This window comes from Agrobacterium leguminum (genome assembly GCF_015704895.1).
Lineage (GTDB): Bacteria > Pseudomonadota > Alphaproteobacteria > Rhizobiales > Rhizobiaceae > Agrobacterium > Agrobacterium leguminum.
Window position 1 is genome coordinate 52,140 of the sequence record NZ_JADQWB010000008.1, and the last position, 14,426, is coordinate 66,565.

The following is a 14,426-nucleotide window of genomic DNA, read 5'->3' on the forward strand; positions in this document are numbered from 1 at the left end:
GCTGTTGATCGGCCAAAACCTCACGCCGCGCTGTCGATTTCCTCCGCGCCGTTCGTCGGCACGTAGTTGAGGACAGGACCGAGCCAGCGCTCCACCTCTTCCACCGGCATGTCCTTACGGCGCGCATAATCGAGAACCTGATCGCGCTCCACCTTGGCGACACCGAAATAATAGCTCTCGGGATGGCCGATATAGATGCCGGAGACGGAGGAGCCCGGCCACATGGCATAGCTTTCCGTCAGTTCCACGCCCGCCGCATTGGTGGCGTCGAGCAGGGCGAACAGCGTCTTCTTTTCGGTATGATCGGGCTGGGCCGGATAGCCGGGTGCCGGGCGAATGCCAGCATAGGCCTCGCCAATCAGCTCATCGCCGTTGAAGTTTTCCTGCGGCGCATAACCCCAGAATTCCTTGCGCACCCGCTCATGCATGCGCTCTGCAAAGGCTTCCGCGAAACGGTCGGCCAGCGCCTTGACGAGGATGGACGAATAATCGTCATTGGCCCGCTCGAAGCGCTCGGCAATCGCCACTTCCTCGATACCCGCCGTCACCACGAAACCGCCGACATAATCGGCAACGCCGCTATCGACAGGCGCGACGAAATCGGACAGCGCCACATTGGGGCGACCATCGCGCTTGGAAAGCTGCTGGCGCAGCGTAAAGAAGGTCGCAAGCTCTTCCTGACGGCTTTCATCCGTAAACAGCCTGATATCGTCGCCCACGGCGTTGGCCGGCCAGAAGCCGATCACCGCCCGCGGACGGAACCAGTTTTCCTCGATGATCTTCTTCAGCATCGCCTGCGCATCGCTGTAAAGCTGCCGCGCCGCCTCACCCTGCTTTTCGTCATCGAGGATCGCCGGGAAACGGCCCTTCAATTCCCAGGTCTGGAAGAACGGCGTCCAGTCGATGTAACGGGAAAGCTCTTCAAGATCATAGGTTTCGAACACCCTGGTGCCGAAGAATTGCGGCTTGACGGCGCTATAGCTCGACCAGTCGATCTTGTGCGCATTCTCGCGGGCGCGGGACAGCGGCAGACGCTGCTTTTCGCGTTCGTTACGGGCGTGCGCCTCCGCCACCTTGGCATATTCGCTGCGGATGCCGTCGATATAAGCGGGCTTCTGTTCAGCCGAGAGAAGCGCCGACACAACACCCACCGCACGCGAAGCGTCGGTCACATAAATTGCCTGTCCCGCCTCGTAACGCGGGTGGATTTTCACCGCCGTATGCACACGGCTGGTCGTCGCGCCGCCGATCAGCAGCGGAATGTCGAAACCCTGCCGCTCCATTTCAGCCGCCACATGCACCATCTCATCCAGCGAAGGCGTAATGAGGCCGGAAAGGCCGATCACATCCACCTTTTCGGCAATCGCCGTCTCGAGGATTTTCGTCGTCGGCACCATGACGCCGAGATCGATGATCTCGTAATTGTTGCAGGCGAGAACGACACCGACAATGTTCTTGCCGATATCGTGCACATCGCCCTTCACGGTGGCCATCAGCACCTTGCCGGCGGCACTGCGCTCGGCCCCGCCATTCAGGCGCTTTTCCTCTTCCATGTAAGGAAGCAGCACGGCAACCGCCTGCTTCATCACGCGGGCGGATTTCACCACCTGCGGCAGGAACATCTTACCCGAGCCGAAGAGATCGCCGACCACATTCATGCCCGCCATCAGCGGCCCTTCGATGACGTGCAACGGGCGCTCCGCCTTCTGGCGCGCCTCTTCCGTATCGGCCTCGATATAGTCGGTAATGCCGTTGACCAGCGCATGCTCCAGCCGCTTCTCGACGGGCAGTTCGCGCCAGGAAAGGTCCTGAACCTTCGTATCCTTTGCACCCGTGCCACGGAAACGCTCCGCCACTTCAAGCAAACGCTCGGTCGCGTCGTCGCGGCGGTTCAGCACCACGTCCTCGCAGGCCTCACGCAGTTCCGGATCGATATTGTCGTAAACCGCAAGCTGCCCGGCATTGACGATGCCCATATCCATGCCGACCTGAATGGCGTGGTAAAGGAACACGGCATGCATCGCCTCACGCACCGGCTCATTGCCGCGGAAGGAGAAGGACAGGTTGGAAACACCGCCGGAAATATGCGTCAGCGGCATGGTTTCGCGGATGGTTCTGGTGGCCTGAATGAAATCCACGCCGTAATTATTGTGTTCCTCGATACCCGTCGCAACGGCAAAGACGTTGGGGTCGAAGATGATGTCTTCCGGCGACAGGCCCGCCTTCTCGGTCAAGAGCTTGTAGGCACGCGAGCAAATCTCGACCTTGCGCTCGTAAGTATCGGCCTGCCCGACCTCATCGAAGGCCATGACCACGACTGCCGCACCGTAATTATGGACGAGCCGCGCCTGCTGGAGAAACTTCTCCTCGCCTTCCTTCAGCGAAATCGAATTGACGATCGACTTGCCCTGAACGCATTTCAGGCCGGCCTCGATGATCTCGAACTTGGATGAGTCGATCATCACAGGCACGCGGGCGATATCCGGCTCGGCGGCGATGAGGTTCAGGAACTCCACCATCGCCTTTTCGGAATCGATCAGGCCCTCATCCATGTTGATGTCGATGATCTGCGCACCGTTTTCCACCTGGTCGCGGGCGACAGCCAGAGCCGCCGTGTAATCGCCGGCGGTGATGAGCTTGCGGAAGCGGGCCGAGCCGGTGACGTTGGTGCGTTCGCCGACATTGACGAAAGGAATGTCCTTGGTCAGCACGAAAGGCTCGAGGCCCGAAAGCGACATGAAGGGCTTGTGCTCGGGAATTTCGCGCGGCTTGTAACCTTTGACAGCCTCCGCAATCGCCCGGATGTGCTCCGGCGTCGAACCGCAGCAGCCGCCGACGATGTTGACGAGGCCGTCGCGAACGAAGCCTTCCACCTGACGCGCCATCATTTCGGGCGTTTCGTCATATTGGCCGAATTCGTTTGGCAGGCCGGCATTCGGATAGGCGCAGACGAAGGTATCGGCCACGTCAGACAATTCCTGCAGATGCGGACGCATGGCGTCGGCACCCAATGCGCAGTTCAGGCCGATGGTGAAGGGGTTGGCATGGCGCACCGAATTCCAGAACGCTGAGGGCGTCTGGCCGGAAAGCGTGCGGCCGGAAAGGTCGGTAATCGTGCCGGAGATCATCACCGGCAGGCGGATGCCCTTGGCCTCGAAACGCTCCTCGCAGGCGAAGATCGCCGCCTTGGCGTTCAGCGTATCGAAGATCGTCTCGATCAGAATGATATCTGCACCGCCGTCGATAAGGCCATCAATCTGCTCGCCATAGGCGATGCGCAGATCGTCGAAGCTGACGGCGCGGTAACCGGGATTGTTGACGTCAGGTGAAATGGAGGCCGTGCGGTTGGTCGGGCCGATGGCGCCGGCCACGAAACGGCGGCGGCCATCTTCCCGCTCGGCACGCTGGGCGGCGCGGCGGACAATCGCTGCGCCCTCGCGGTTGAGGTCGTAGACGGCGTTTTCCATCTCGTAATCGGCCTGCGCGATGCGTGTGGACGAAAACGTGTTGGTTTCGAGAATATCCGCACCCGCCATGGCGTAGCGATAGTGGATGTCTTCGATAGCGTCCGGCTGGGTCAGGATCAGAAGGTCGTTATTGCCCTTCTGATGACAGGCACAGCCGATAAAACGATCGCCACGAAAATGGTCTTCGTCAAAACCCAGCCCCTGGATCTGCGTGCCCATGGCGCCGTCGAGAATGAGGATGCGTTCGCTGGCGGCATCGCGCAACGCCTTGAAAATTTCCGCGCCGTCACGCTTTGCCCCTTCAGGGCCGAACAGATCGTCAAACACGGGCACACTCCTCATTTCGATTTGCAAGATCGCAAGCCGTCAAGTCACATAAAGATATGTTTATGTCAATATATCTTCAAGGGACAGGCATGGCTTTGCGCAGTTGCAGCACGTTACGAAATATCGCTGACAGATGACAGGTTTATACGGCAAGGATATAAGCCGAAGCAGCAAACCGCATGGAGGACGAGAATGCCCGAGGACGATCACAACAGCCGCAACTGGAACACCCTGCCCTGGCATCGCCAATGGCTGGTAAAACAGGCCGAGGGACTTTTCGATTTCTTCCAGTATCGTGCCGTCAATCCCGCCGGCGGCTTCTTCGATCTCGATGCCACGGGCGCGCCGCTGCAGCCAAACGACCCCGTGCGCGGCATTCACGCATCCGCCCGTATGGTACATTGCTTCTCCATCGGCCACCTGCTTGGCCGCCCGGGCTGCGGCGATATCGTCGACCACGGCATGACCTATCTCTGGAACAGGCACCGCGATGGCGAGCATGGCGGTTATTTCTGGCAGGTGAACGATGCTGGCCCTGTGGACGCCACCAAACAGGGTTATGGCCATGCCTTCGTGCTTCTGGCTGCCTCTTCCGCCAAGACCGTCGGCCACCCGCTGGCCGACAAGATGCTGGCCGATATTACCGAGGTTCTGGAAACCCGCTTCTGGGAAGAAAAACACGGCGCCATCGCCGAGGAATTCCATCGCGACTGGTCGCCTATCGAGAATTACCGCGGCCAGAACTCCAACATGCATCTGACCGAAGCGCTGATGGCCGCCTATGAGGTCACCGGCGACAATAGTTATCTCAGCAAGGCGGAGCGCATCGCCGATCTCGTCATTCGCCGCCGCGCCGGCGAGCTGGATTTCCGCGTGCCGGAGCATTTCGACGAGAACTGGACGCTCGACAAGGAGTATCGCGGCAACGAAATGTTCCGCCCCTCCGGCTCCACCCCCGGCCACTGGCTGGAATGGGCGCGCCTCATCCTGCAATTATGGGTGCTGGGGGAGCGCCGCCACGACTGGATGCCGGTGGCCGCGAAATCGCTGTTCGTGCAATCCATGGCGCTCGGCTGGGACCGGGAAAAGGGCGGCTTCTTTTATACGCTCGACTGGAACGACAATCCCGACAAGCGGTCAAAGCTGTGGTGGCCCATGTCCGAGGCGGCGGGCGCTGCCCACTTCCTCAACGAGAACCTGCCGGCGGACAACTTCTATGAAGACAGCTATCGCCGCATCTGGAGCACCATCGCCAACAATTTCATCGACCATGACAATGGCGGCTGGCACGAGGAATTGACGGAAGATCTGGTTCCCGCCCACACGCTGTTCCCCGGCAAGGGCGATATCTACCACGCGCTTCAGGCCTGCCTCATCCCGCTTTTCCCGGCGACGGGAAGCCTGACGAAGGTGATCAGGGAAAGCGGCGGGGATTATTGAGGCGCGCTGCGCAACCGTCCGTCATGCCGGCCTTGAGCCGGCATCCAGCCACGGCGCGTCTGCGCCGTGAAAGAGTCCTCTGCGATCAATGACTTGATCGCACTGGACCCCGGATCAAGTCCGGGGTGACGATGTCTGGCGGCATCTCAAAACCCGATGGTTTCCTCGAAATCGTCCCAGGACTGGTACATTTCATAGCGCCCGATACCGGGGATCGGCACATGCCCGTAATAGGGCGAAAGCTGAAATTCTGCGGCCGCCTCGCTCTTGCCGGCCACGGCGGCCACATAGATGGCGGAGGCGAGCCCGGTGCGGTTCGCGCCATGTTCGCAATGGATGAGAACAGGTTTTTCCGCATTGCGCAGCACGGCCGCCAGCGTTTCCGAATCTTCCACCGAGACCTTTTCGCTTGAACTCAGCGGATAATCGACAAGCCGGATGCCGTTGTTCTTGGCCGCTAGACTTTCGGCATCGTACCAGCCTTCACGCTTTTCATCGCGCAGGTTGATGATCGTCTTGATGCCATAAGCCTTGGCATAGGCTGCGATGTCCTTGCCGCTCGGCTGGGCCGAACGATAAAGCTCTCCGGGAATGACTTCGTGAAAATTTCCGGTGAGCTGGCCGATGCCCATATGCGCACCCGCCAGAACCGGCAGGGCGACAAGGCCGATGGCGGTTATTTTCAGAAACTTCAGAACAATACGCAAAACATCAACCCGCGACATTCATCGAATGGAGGGGGAAATGGCATCGCAAATGGACGAAAACAAGTCGGCGACTGCCCCAGCCGGTTCCGTTACGGACGATGGCAATGCACCCATCCGCCTGAAACCGCTGTGATGCAGGGATTTTCCGGCCGCCGCTCACCGGCGCGAAAATTTTCAAAATGCCGTGATAACCGACAGCCACACGAACCGCTCAGTCGAATTCCGCGGAAATGACGGTGACGCGCCATTCCAGCCGTTGCGGCTCCACCCTTTCATTGTTGCGCATCCGGAACGCCCGGCAGGCCGAGAAAGTCTCCCCGGCCTCGATCCGTCTTTCGCTCACCTGATAGGGATCGAAGGAAACGGAGGCACGGAAGGCCGGTTCGAACCCTTCGAGCGTATAGGTCAGCCGCTGTACGGCGACATTATTGTCGTTGCGAAAGCTGACGCGGATCGGCAATGCCGCATCCGGGCAGGCCGCATCGAATCCGGCGCTGGCGACGATATGGTCGAGCCGCTGGTTGCCGCGCCACCAGTCATAAATCACAAAGGCGGCGGTGGCCGTCCAGATCAACAACAGGCAGATGACGACGGATTTGAGATGCCGCGGAAATGCTATGAGGGTGAGAAGAAGAATGGCGCTGAGAACGGCTCCGACAATCACGTCGCCCCTCCTCCGCTAAAATAAAGCCTCATGCGATCTCATCCTCCCATGCCCTTTCCGCCCGCAACGCCCTCTCACCGGGAAGTCGCAACGGTGTAGTCTCAACCGCAGCTTATGCCGCCGGCGATGCGGCGAAAAGCATCGGCACCGCCATAGTCTACCACAACTCTATGGTCGCGCCCTGCGCTGTCAAGACAACCAAGCGTGACGTCGGCCAGCCGCCCTGCCGGACTTTTGACGAAACGGCGAAGGGAACCAAACACGGCCAAAGACGTTCGCCGCATCAGAACAGCATGGCGGGGCGATAAAAAGCCGCGATCCGGGGCAAGACGGCCAGTAAAGCCGGGAGGACACGAGCGCCTCTTGGAACCGCCGAACCCCGACCCATATTAAAAGCAGCTAATCTATGCTATGGATGTCAGTCAGCTCAGGGAGAAAAACGATGAAAACGCTGATCGTAACGTCACTCCTGGCCCTGTCGGCCAGCACCGCAATGGCCGCGGATGCCGTCTACGAAACGCCCGCACCTCCGGTCGCGCAGGAAACCCTGCCCGTCTTCACCTGGTCTGGCCCCTATCTTGGTATCCAAGGCGGCGCGGGCTGGGCGAATGGCGATTTTTCGGCGGGCGGCCCGGTCGCCTCGGATAATTTCGACGGCGGCATTCTGGGCGCCTTCGTGGGTTACAATTACCAGTTCGACAATAATCTGGTCCTCGGCATCGAAGGCGATGTCGATTATAACTGGAACGACAACGACTATGCGGGCACCGAAATCGGCACCGACTGGCAGGGCTCCGTCCGCGGCCGCGTCGGTTATGCCTTCGACCATGCCCTGCTCTATGCCACCGCCGGCTGGACCGCGACACGCGGCTTCATCGAAACGCCCGGAGCCGGCAAGGACAGCACTACCTTCAACGGTTATACCGTTGGCGCGGGTCTGGACTATGCCTTCACCGACAATGTGTTCGGCAGGCTGGAATATCGCTACAACGACTATAGCGACAAGGACATCTTCGGCATCAACACCGATGTCGACCAGCACACTGTAAAGGTCGGTCTCGGCGTGAAGTTCTGATCGCGACCAATCGATTTCGATAAAAAGCCCGGCCATCCGCCGGGCTTTTCCGTCACTGAAAGGCTGAACCGGCTCAAATTCTTACATTCTGAAATCAGAAGAATATGAACTGTGCAGAAATGGAATATTCACAGGCCGTTCACCCGTCCCGTGCCATGATCCGGGCATAATGAGCCTCTATCTCCCGAAGCAGGCTTATGGAGTAGCCCCGATGAAAAAGATAATTCTTTCCACTATTGCCGCGCTGGTCGCCACCGGCAGCATTTTTGCATCCTATGGCACTGCTGCCGCGCAGGACTATCCCTATCGCCCGCGCTATGACCGTGGCTACGACCGCGGCGGCCCACCCCCGCCGCCCTACCGCGAACACCGCCGCCACAATGACGGCGCAGCGATTGCCGGCGGCCTCGCCGCAGGCGTCATCGGCGGCCTCATCGGCGGCGCCATCGCCAACAGCAATAACGGCCCGCGCTACTACGAGCCGCCACCGCCGCCCCGCCCCCGCTGCTGGTTCGAAGACCGCCGCGTTCCCAATTCCTATGATGGCGGCTGGCATACGGAAAGTATGCGGGTCTGCAACTGACATTAAAGCTTTCTCGATCCGGCTTGCCCCATCGGCACGCCGGATCGACACCGATGCATTCATTCCGCAGCCAGAATTTGCCATCGGCATAGCAGATCACGCATCAGACGTGACAGAAGCGCGCGCGCGAAAAGCCGCAAAAAATCCCAAGCAATTGATCTTGAAAGAAAATGGTGGGCCCGGAGGGACTCGAACCCCCAACCAAGCGGTTATGAGCCGCCGGCTCTAACCATTGAGCTACAGGCCCTTTTCGGAAAAACCAGTCCGAAACACCGGTTTCGCAATGGCTCGAATCCGGTGGGTCACGCTCTAACGTAATTTTTTGAGCCCGACAAGCCAATGATGCTTTCGCAAAGCAGTGCCGCCGTATTAGCTACACAATCTAAGGCAATACCCTTCAAAGGGACTCAATCAACGAGGAAACACCATGAAGACAAAAACGGCCCGCCTTTTCGCACTCACCGCAATGACCGCAGCAGCCATGATGCCGCTCGCCGCCCAGGTGTCTGCGCAGGAGGCTACTCCTCGCGAAGCCACCATCAGTGTTTCCGGCGAAGGCCAGTCGGCCATTGCCCCCGATATGGCGATCCTGTCCTTCAGCGTCGTCAAGCAGGCGGAGACCGCGGCTGCGGCGCTGACCGAAAACTCCAAGGCGCTTGCCGATGTTCTGAAGGCGCTGAAAGAGGCCGCCATCGAGGACCGCGACCTGCAGACCAGCAACTTCTCGGTACAGCCGCTCTACAAGCACTATGAACCCAAGGATGGCGTCTATGTCGCGCCCGAGATCACCGGTTACCAGGTGTCCAACGGCCTGACCGTTCGCGTGCGCGACCTGAAGAAGCTCGGCACGATCCTCGATACCTCCGTCAAGCTCGGCATCAACCAGGGCGGCGACATCACCTTCACCAATGACAAGCCCGAAGCGACGGTGACCGAAGCTCGCAAGCTGGCCGTTGCCGATGCGCTGGCCAAGGCGAAGACGCTGACGGAAGCGGCGGGCGTGAAGCTTGGCCGGGTCATTCAGATCAGCGAAAACTCGCAGCGCCCGATGCCGATACCGGCGGGCATGATGCGCGCTTCGATGGCGAAGGAAGCCGACAGCGTTCCGATCGCTTCTGGCGAGAACAGCTACAGCGTGGTGGTCAACGTCACCTTCGCTCTCGAGCAATAAGATCGACGGCGGGCGGCGCTTCGGCGCCGCTCCTGCTCCGTCTTGCGCTCAGCCATTCACATAACCCAAAATAAAATGCCCCTCGCCTGCCTTTCCGGACAAGCGAGGGGCATTTTTGATCCATCTACCGTACGGGGATATCGGCAGATCGATAAGGTCGCCGCTGTTAGCGGCGGATTACATATTAGCGGCGGATGACGGGGCAGCCGCGCTCATTGGCGAAGACGACGCGGTCACGGCCGCGACGGTCGAAGCCTGCAACCACGACACGGCGCGGCGATACATCGACGACGCGGGCGCGGCGAAGGCCCATGCGGCTCGCTTTTTCTTCCGCAAGCCACGGCGAGCAGCCACGGCCGGGGCGATCCGGGCGACCCCAGCCGGGGCGATGGCCATAGCCATCCTGAACCTGAACTCTGAACTGAACATCCGAGCCTGCGGAAGCCGCCGGCGCAGTAAAGGAAATTCCACCGAGGGCGATGAGGGCAGCCAGGCCGGCTTTTGCGAAGGTGCTGAACATGAACTCACTCCGTTTGTTGCTTTGCCGACAGGGGAACATCCCCCGGCGATTGACGAGACCCTAGACCCGCCCGCCTGAATATCAGCAGAACCGAATGTTCAGCAGGCGTTCAGGGAGGTTAACGCGGAACGCCTCGATCCGGATCCGGATATCACGGCGAGATATGCAGCACGATTTCGCGCCGATGCGGCTCATCGCGGTGTTCGAAAAGATAAAGGCCCTGCCAGGTGCCGAGCACGAGCCTGCCGTCGCTGATCGGCACGCCGATGGAAACCGTGGTGAGCGCCGATTTGATATGGGCGGGCATATCGTCGGGGCCTTCGAGCGTGTGGATGATCCAGCGCATGGAAGGATCGTCGGAGGGCGGCACGAGACGGGAGAAAAACACCGTGAGATCGTGTCGTACATCGGGATCGGCATTTTCCTGGATAAGCAGCGAGCAGGATGTGTGCCGGACGAAGATCGTCAGCAGGCCTTCTTCCACGCCGGCATGGCTGACGAATGCCTTGGCCTCGGATGTGAATTCATAAAGACCCTGCCCGCGGGTGGCGACGATCATTTTTCTCTGCGGCACATTTTTTCCTTCAACGGGTTGGAACAAAATCGGCGCTGCCAACGTTTCAGCATGTCAAATTGTATCCGATGACGTAATGGATACGACAAGTGCGTGACGACGGCCTATAAGATCAGAACGGAAAACCGGCGTCACAGTTGCAAAAAACGGGGAAGGGTTGGCACTATCAGAATGAATTATTCAAGCTTACCCGTTCCTCGACGAACACAATATTCCCCGTACAAGACAGGCACAGGGTGCGAAAGACTTATTCATGGCCCCCAGTGACTATCATGTCGACCTGACCAATTGCGACCGCGAACCCATCCACATCCCAGGCTATATTCAACCGCATGGCTGTCTCATCGCCTGCGACAACGCCATGCGCATGGTGCTGCGGCATTCTGAAAACTGCCGCGAACTGCTGGGCGTCGAAGGCGATATCAATGGCAGGACCGCCGAGGAGGTGCTCGGCAAAAAACTCGTCCACGATCTTCGCAATGCGCTCACCGTCACCGGCAGAACCACGCGCCCCGCCATGCTGCCCGCCATGGAAATGAGCGATGGCCGCAGCTTCGATATTTCCCTGCACCGCTACAAATCCACCACCATCATCGAATTCGAGCCCTCCCGCAGCGAAACGCAGCCGCTGGGCACCGCGCGCAAGATGGTGGACCGTATCCGCGAGGCGGACAGCGTCGAAAGCCTGATCTCCAGAACGACGCGGCTGATAAAGGCGACGCTCGGTTACGACCGGGTGATGATCTACCGTTTCGAGGAAGACGGCGCCGGCAAGGTCGTGTCGGAAGCGAAGCAGCCGGAGCTGGAAAGCTTTCTCGGTCAATATTTCCCCGCCAGCGACATACCCCAGCAGGCCCGCGCGCTCTATCTCAAGAACACATTGCGCATCATCTCCGATGCGAGCGGCGCCCGGGTTTCCGTCCTGCCGGCGCTCGACGCATCGGGCGAACCTCTCGATATGTCCTTTGCGCATCTGCGCAGCGTCTCGCCCATCCATTGCGAATATCTTCGCAACATGGGTGTTGCGGCTTCCATGTCGATTTCGGTAATTGTCGACGGTGCGCTATGGGGCCTGATCGCCTGCCATCATTATTCCCCGCGCGTGCTGACGATGCCGGTCCGGATCGCCGCTGAAATGTTCGGAGAGTTTTTCTCCATGCATTTGCAGGTTCTTAAACAGAAGCGCAGGCTCGATACCGTCAACCATGCCCACGCCGCGCTTGACCGCTTCCTTCGGCTTGCCGCCCATCACGCCAACATCGAAGAACTGCTGATCGACAGCTTTCAGGATTTTGCCGATCTGATGCCCTGCGATGGCGTCGGCCTGTGGGTGGGAAACAACTGGCACGGCCATGGCGCAACGCCGCCGCATGACGCCATTCCAAGGCTGGCGCGCTTCGTCGCCTCGGCGTCGGAAGGCAAGGTCTGGGCGACGCATGCGCTGTCGCAGGCCATACCGGAGGCGGAAATCTATGCCGGCACGGCAGCTGGAATGCTCGCCATCCCGCTGTCGCAGGTGAAAAACGACTACCTGCTGTTTTTCCGCAAGGAGATCGTGCAAAACCTGAACTGGGCCGGCAATCCGGAAAAATCCTATGAGACCGGCCCGATGGGCGACCGCCTTACCCCGCGCAAGAGCTTTGCGATCTGGAAAGAGACGGTCCGCCTGCAGGCGCAACCCTGGTCGGAAGCCGACCGGGAGATCGCGGAAGCGGCGAGGATTGCGCTGGTCGAGGTCGCATTCCATCACAGCGAGCTGATGGCGGGCGAAAGGGAACGCGCGGAAGTGCGCCAGCGCATGCTGAACGAGGAGCTCAACCACCGCGTCAAGAATGTTCTGGCCATCATCAAATCGCTGGTCGGCAATCCCTCGCAGGAGGGCAAGACCCTGCAGGAATATGTGACCGCCCTGAAGGGCCGCATTCAGGCATTGTCCTTTGCCCATGACCAGATCATTCGCGGTGAAGGCGGCGGCGCGCTTCGCGATCTTCTGGATGCCGAACTGTCGCCGCATCGCTCGCCGGAAACCGTTGTGAAACTGACCGGCCCGCAGGTCACGCTCGATTCGCGCGCTTTCTCCGTCATGGCTCTTGTTCTGCATGAGCTGGCGACGAACGCCGCCAAATACGGCGCGCTTTCGCAAAATGGCGGGCAATTGCATGTGCGCTGGACTATCAACGAGAACCGCGATTGCGAGATCGAGTGGCGCGAAATCCTGCCCACCAAACTGCCCACGCCATCGCGCGCGGGCTTCGGCACGGCGCTCATCAGCCGCAGCATCCCATACGATCTCGGCGGACGCAGCACGATACGCTATTTGCCTGATGGGTTGGAGGCGGAAATCCTCCTGCCCTCCCGTCACGTTTCCTCTGCTACGGCAGTCGCCGACACGCAAACCGAAGATGAAACCGCGCCGCAGCCCAGACGCTATAACCGGGAGGAGCCGTTGAAAGTATTACTCGTCGAAGACCAGATGCTGATCGCCATGGATGTCGAGAACATGCTGGAAGACAACGGCATCAAGGCAATCGAAACGGCAACCTCGTCGGCAATGGCCATTGAAAAGCTGAAGACCTATGTGCCGGATGTCGCCATTCTCGACATCAATCTCGGCTCCGATACATCGATCCCCGTCGCTCGGGAACTCCACCGCCGCGGCGTCCCCTTCCTCTTCGCCACCGGTTATGCGGATGGCAGCATGGTGCCGGATGAATTCGGCACCGTGCCGGTGATCAGGAAGCCCTATGATGAAGATGCGCTGATGGCGGGCATTGGGCTGCTGGTGGGGGATGCGGAGCGGGTGTAGGAGACTTATGTGAATGAAGCTTCCTGATTGAAAAAACCCGCCCTCACTGAAATCTCGTAAAGCCCCGCTTTTTCGCGTCTTCCGGGCTGACCTCATTTCCGATTTTAAACCGGAATTCCGTCACCGTGTAATTTTCCAGATCGACTTCGCACTGGAACGAGACGTCATGCCAGCCATTGCCCGTGTTGAACGCGCCGCCGGAAGCATCGATCGAATTACCGGAAATCCTGCCGCCCGTGTCCGAATAGGGGATCATGCCTCTGGCGGCAAATCCCGCGCCCTGAATCTGGGCCAGGGCTTCGGTGCTGCAAAGCTGAACGACGCGGCGACGCGGTGGCAGATCGCCAAACATCTGGCGTCTCTGCGCCGGCGACAGCATGGCCGAAGACAGGAGGTTTTTGGCCGCCGGAAGTTTCGCGGGCTTCTTTTCCGTCACTTCCGCCGGCTTTTCCTCAGCCGGCTTGGCCTGCGGCACTGGCGGCTGATCGGGCTGCGCTTCTTCCTTCACGGGTGAAACCGCGATCTCCCCCTGTGCGGCGGAAGCCTGAAGATCGCTGTTGGCGGCAGGAGCTGCGGGCTTTTCCTCGGCCGTTTTTTCAGGCTGGCTTGCAGGCTCCTCGGAAGGCTCGGTCTTTTCTGCTTCCTCCGTCTTGCCCGGCTTGTCCTCAGGGTCCGCCTGCGTTTCCTCGGGCCTCATGGCGATGGCCGGCAACGTCGCCTGCGGCGGCGGCAAAGGTTTCGCCTCTTCCGCCGGAGGAGCGGGCGGCGGCGGTGGGGGTTGCGGCTTTTCCTCTTTCGCCTTCTCTTCACCCGGCGGCGGGGCCTCTTCCGCCTTTTTCTCCTCGGGCGGAGACACCAGATCGACGCTGATGCTCTCCGGCTCCTGCGGTTCGGCTATCCGCTCCGGCAGCTCGAAAAAGAAAAGCGCGACGACGGCAAGATGCAGCAGCACGGAGACGGGCACAGCCCATCCTCCCCTCCGCCATTTGCCTGCCGAAATCTGTTGCATCTCATCGAACCAAATCGAACCCGGGCTTATCCAGCAAAAGCGGAATGCCTGTTTTCACACATAAGGCTTGTCGCAGAGTTCGC

The 14,426-nt window shown here is 59.9% G+C and carries 11 protein-coding genes and 1 tRNA gene; 5 read left to right on the forward strand and 7 right to left on the reverse strand.

Annotation, left to right across the window (positions count from 1 at the left end):
• Positions 1 to 20 precede the first annotated feature (20 nt).
• Positions 21 to 3,794 carry a methionine synthase gene (metH, locus tag I3J13_RS13885; protein WP_196379170.1) on the reverse strand — a complete coding sequence of 1,258 codons (3,774 nt, stop codon included), beginning with the start codon at positions 3,792 to 3,794 and terminating at the stop codon, positions 21 to 23.
• A gap of 192 nt (positions 3,795 to 3,986) precedes the next feature.
• Here metH and I3J13_RS13890 point away from each other — a divergent pair, with 192 nt between their 5' ends.
• Positions 3,987 to 5,234 carry an AGE family epimerase/isomerase gene (locus I3J13_RS13890; protein ID WP_196379171.1) on the forward strand — a complete coding sequence of 416 codons (1,248 nt, stop codon included), beginning with the start codon at positions 3,987 to 3,989 and terminating at the stop codon, positions 5,232 to 5,234.
• 146 nt (positions 5,235 to 5,380) lie between these two features.
• Here the strand turns inward: I3J13_RS13890 and I3J13_RS13895 are convergent, their stop codons facing one another.
• Together I3J13_RS13895 and I3J13_RS13900 are read right to left on the reverse strand one after the other, a co-directional pair.
• The gene (locus tag I3J13_RS13895; protein ID WP_059756755.1) at positions 5,381 to 5,941 is read right to left on the reverse strand and encodes a dual specificity protein phosphatase family protein; all 561 of its coding nucleotides are present in this window, start codon (positions 5,939 to 5,941) and stop codon (positions 5,381 to 5,383) included.
• Between the two features lie 211 nt (positions 5,942 to 6,152).
• Positions 6,153 to 6,605 (reverse strand): hypothetical protein, encoded by a 453-nt coding sequence (locus tag I3J13_RS13900; RefSeq protein WP_003522824.1) that lies wholly within the window; start codon positions 6,603 to 6,605, stop codon positions 6,153 to 6,155.
• Between the two features lie 442 nt (positions 6,606 to 7,047).
• Here I3J13_RS13900 and I3J13_RS13905 point away from each other — a divergent pair, with 442 nt between their 5' ends.
• Together I3J13_RS13905 and I3J13_RS13910 are read left to right on the forward strand one after the other, a co-directional pair.
• A complete protein-coding gene (locus I3J13_RS13905) occupies positions 7,048 to 7,680 on the forward strand; it encodes an outer membrane protein (protein WP_003522825.1) in 633 nt (210 codons plus the stop codon).
• 211 nt (positions 7,681 to 7,891) lie between these two features.
• Positions 7,892 to 8,263: a hypothetical protein gene (locus tag I3J13_RS13910; protein ID WP_035261012.1), complete on the forward strand. Its 372-nt coding sequence runs from the start codon at positions 7,892 to 7,894 to the stop codon at positions 8,261 to 8,263.
• Positions 8,264 to 8,434: 171 nt separating this feature from the next.
• On the opposite strand, the gene I3J13_RS13915 is transcribed toward I3J13_RS13910, so the two are convergent.
• Positions 8,435 to 8,510, reverse strand: a tRNA-Ile gene (locus tag I3J13_RS13915).
• A gap of 180 nt (positions 8,511 to 8,690) precedes the next feature.
• Between I3J13_RS13915 and I3J13_RS13920 the strand changes: the two genes are divergently transcribed.
• The gene (locus I3J13_RS13920; RefSeq protein WP_196379172.1) at positions 8,691 to 9,434 is read left to right on the forward strand and encodes an SIMPL domain-containing protein; all 744 of its coding nucleotides are present in this window, start codon (positions 8,691 to 8,693) and stop codon (positions 9,432 to 9,434) included.
• 184 nt (positions 9,435 to 9,618) lie between these two features.
• On the opposite strand, the gene I3J13_RS13925 is transcribed toward I3J13_RS13920, so the two are convergent.
• Together I3J13_RS13925 and I3J13_RS13930 are read right to left on the reverse strand one after the other, a co-directional pair.
• Positions 9,619 to 9,954, reverse strand: coding sequence for a hypothetical protein (locus I3J13_RS13925; RefSeq protein WP_080851285.1), 336 nt, complete (start codon positions 9,952 to 9,954; stop codon positions 9,619 to 9,621).
• Between the two features lie 151 nt (positions 9,955 to 10,105).
• Positions 10,106 to 10,528, reverse strand: a complete 423-nt coding sequence (locus I3J13_RS13930; protein WP_080851283.1) for a secondary thiamine-phosphate synthase enzyme YjbQ — start codon at positions 10,526 to 10,528, stop codon at positions 10,106 to 10,108.
• Between the two features lie 253 nt (positions 10,529 to 10,781).
• Between I3J13_RS13930 and I3J13_RS13935 the strand changes: the two genes are divergently transcribed.
• Complete coding sequence (locus I3J13_RS13935; protein WP_196379173.1) at positions 10,782 to 13,334, forward strand: HWE histidine kinase domain-containing protein; 2,553 nt, start codon at positions 10,782 to 10,784, stop codon at positions 13,332 to 13,334.
• Positions 13,335 to 13,377: 43 nt separating this feature from the next.
• On the opposite strand, the gene I3J13_RS13940 is transcribed toward I3J13_RS13935, so the two are convergent.
• Positions 13,378 to 14,298: a DUF930 domain-containing protein gene (locus I3J13_RS13940; RefSeq protein ID WP_196379174.1), complete on the reverse strand. Its 921-nt coding sequence runs from the start codon at positions 14,296 to 14,298 to the stop codon at positions 13,378 to 13,380.
• Between the last annotated feature and the right edge of the window lie 128 nt (positions 14,299 to 14,426).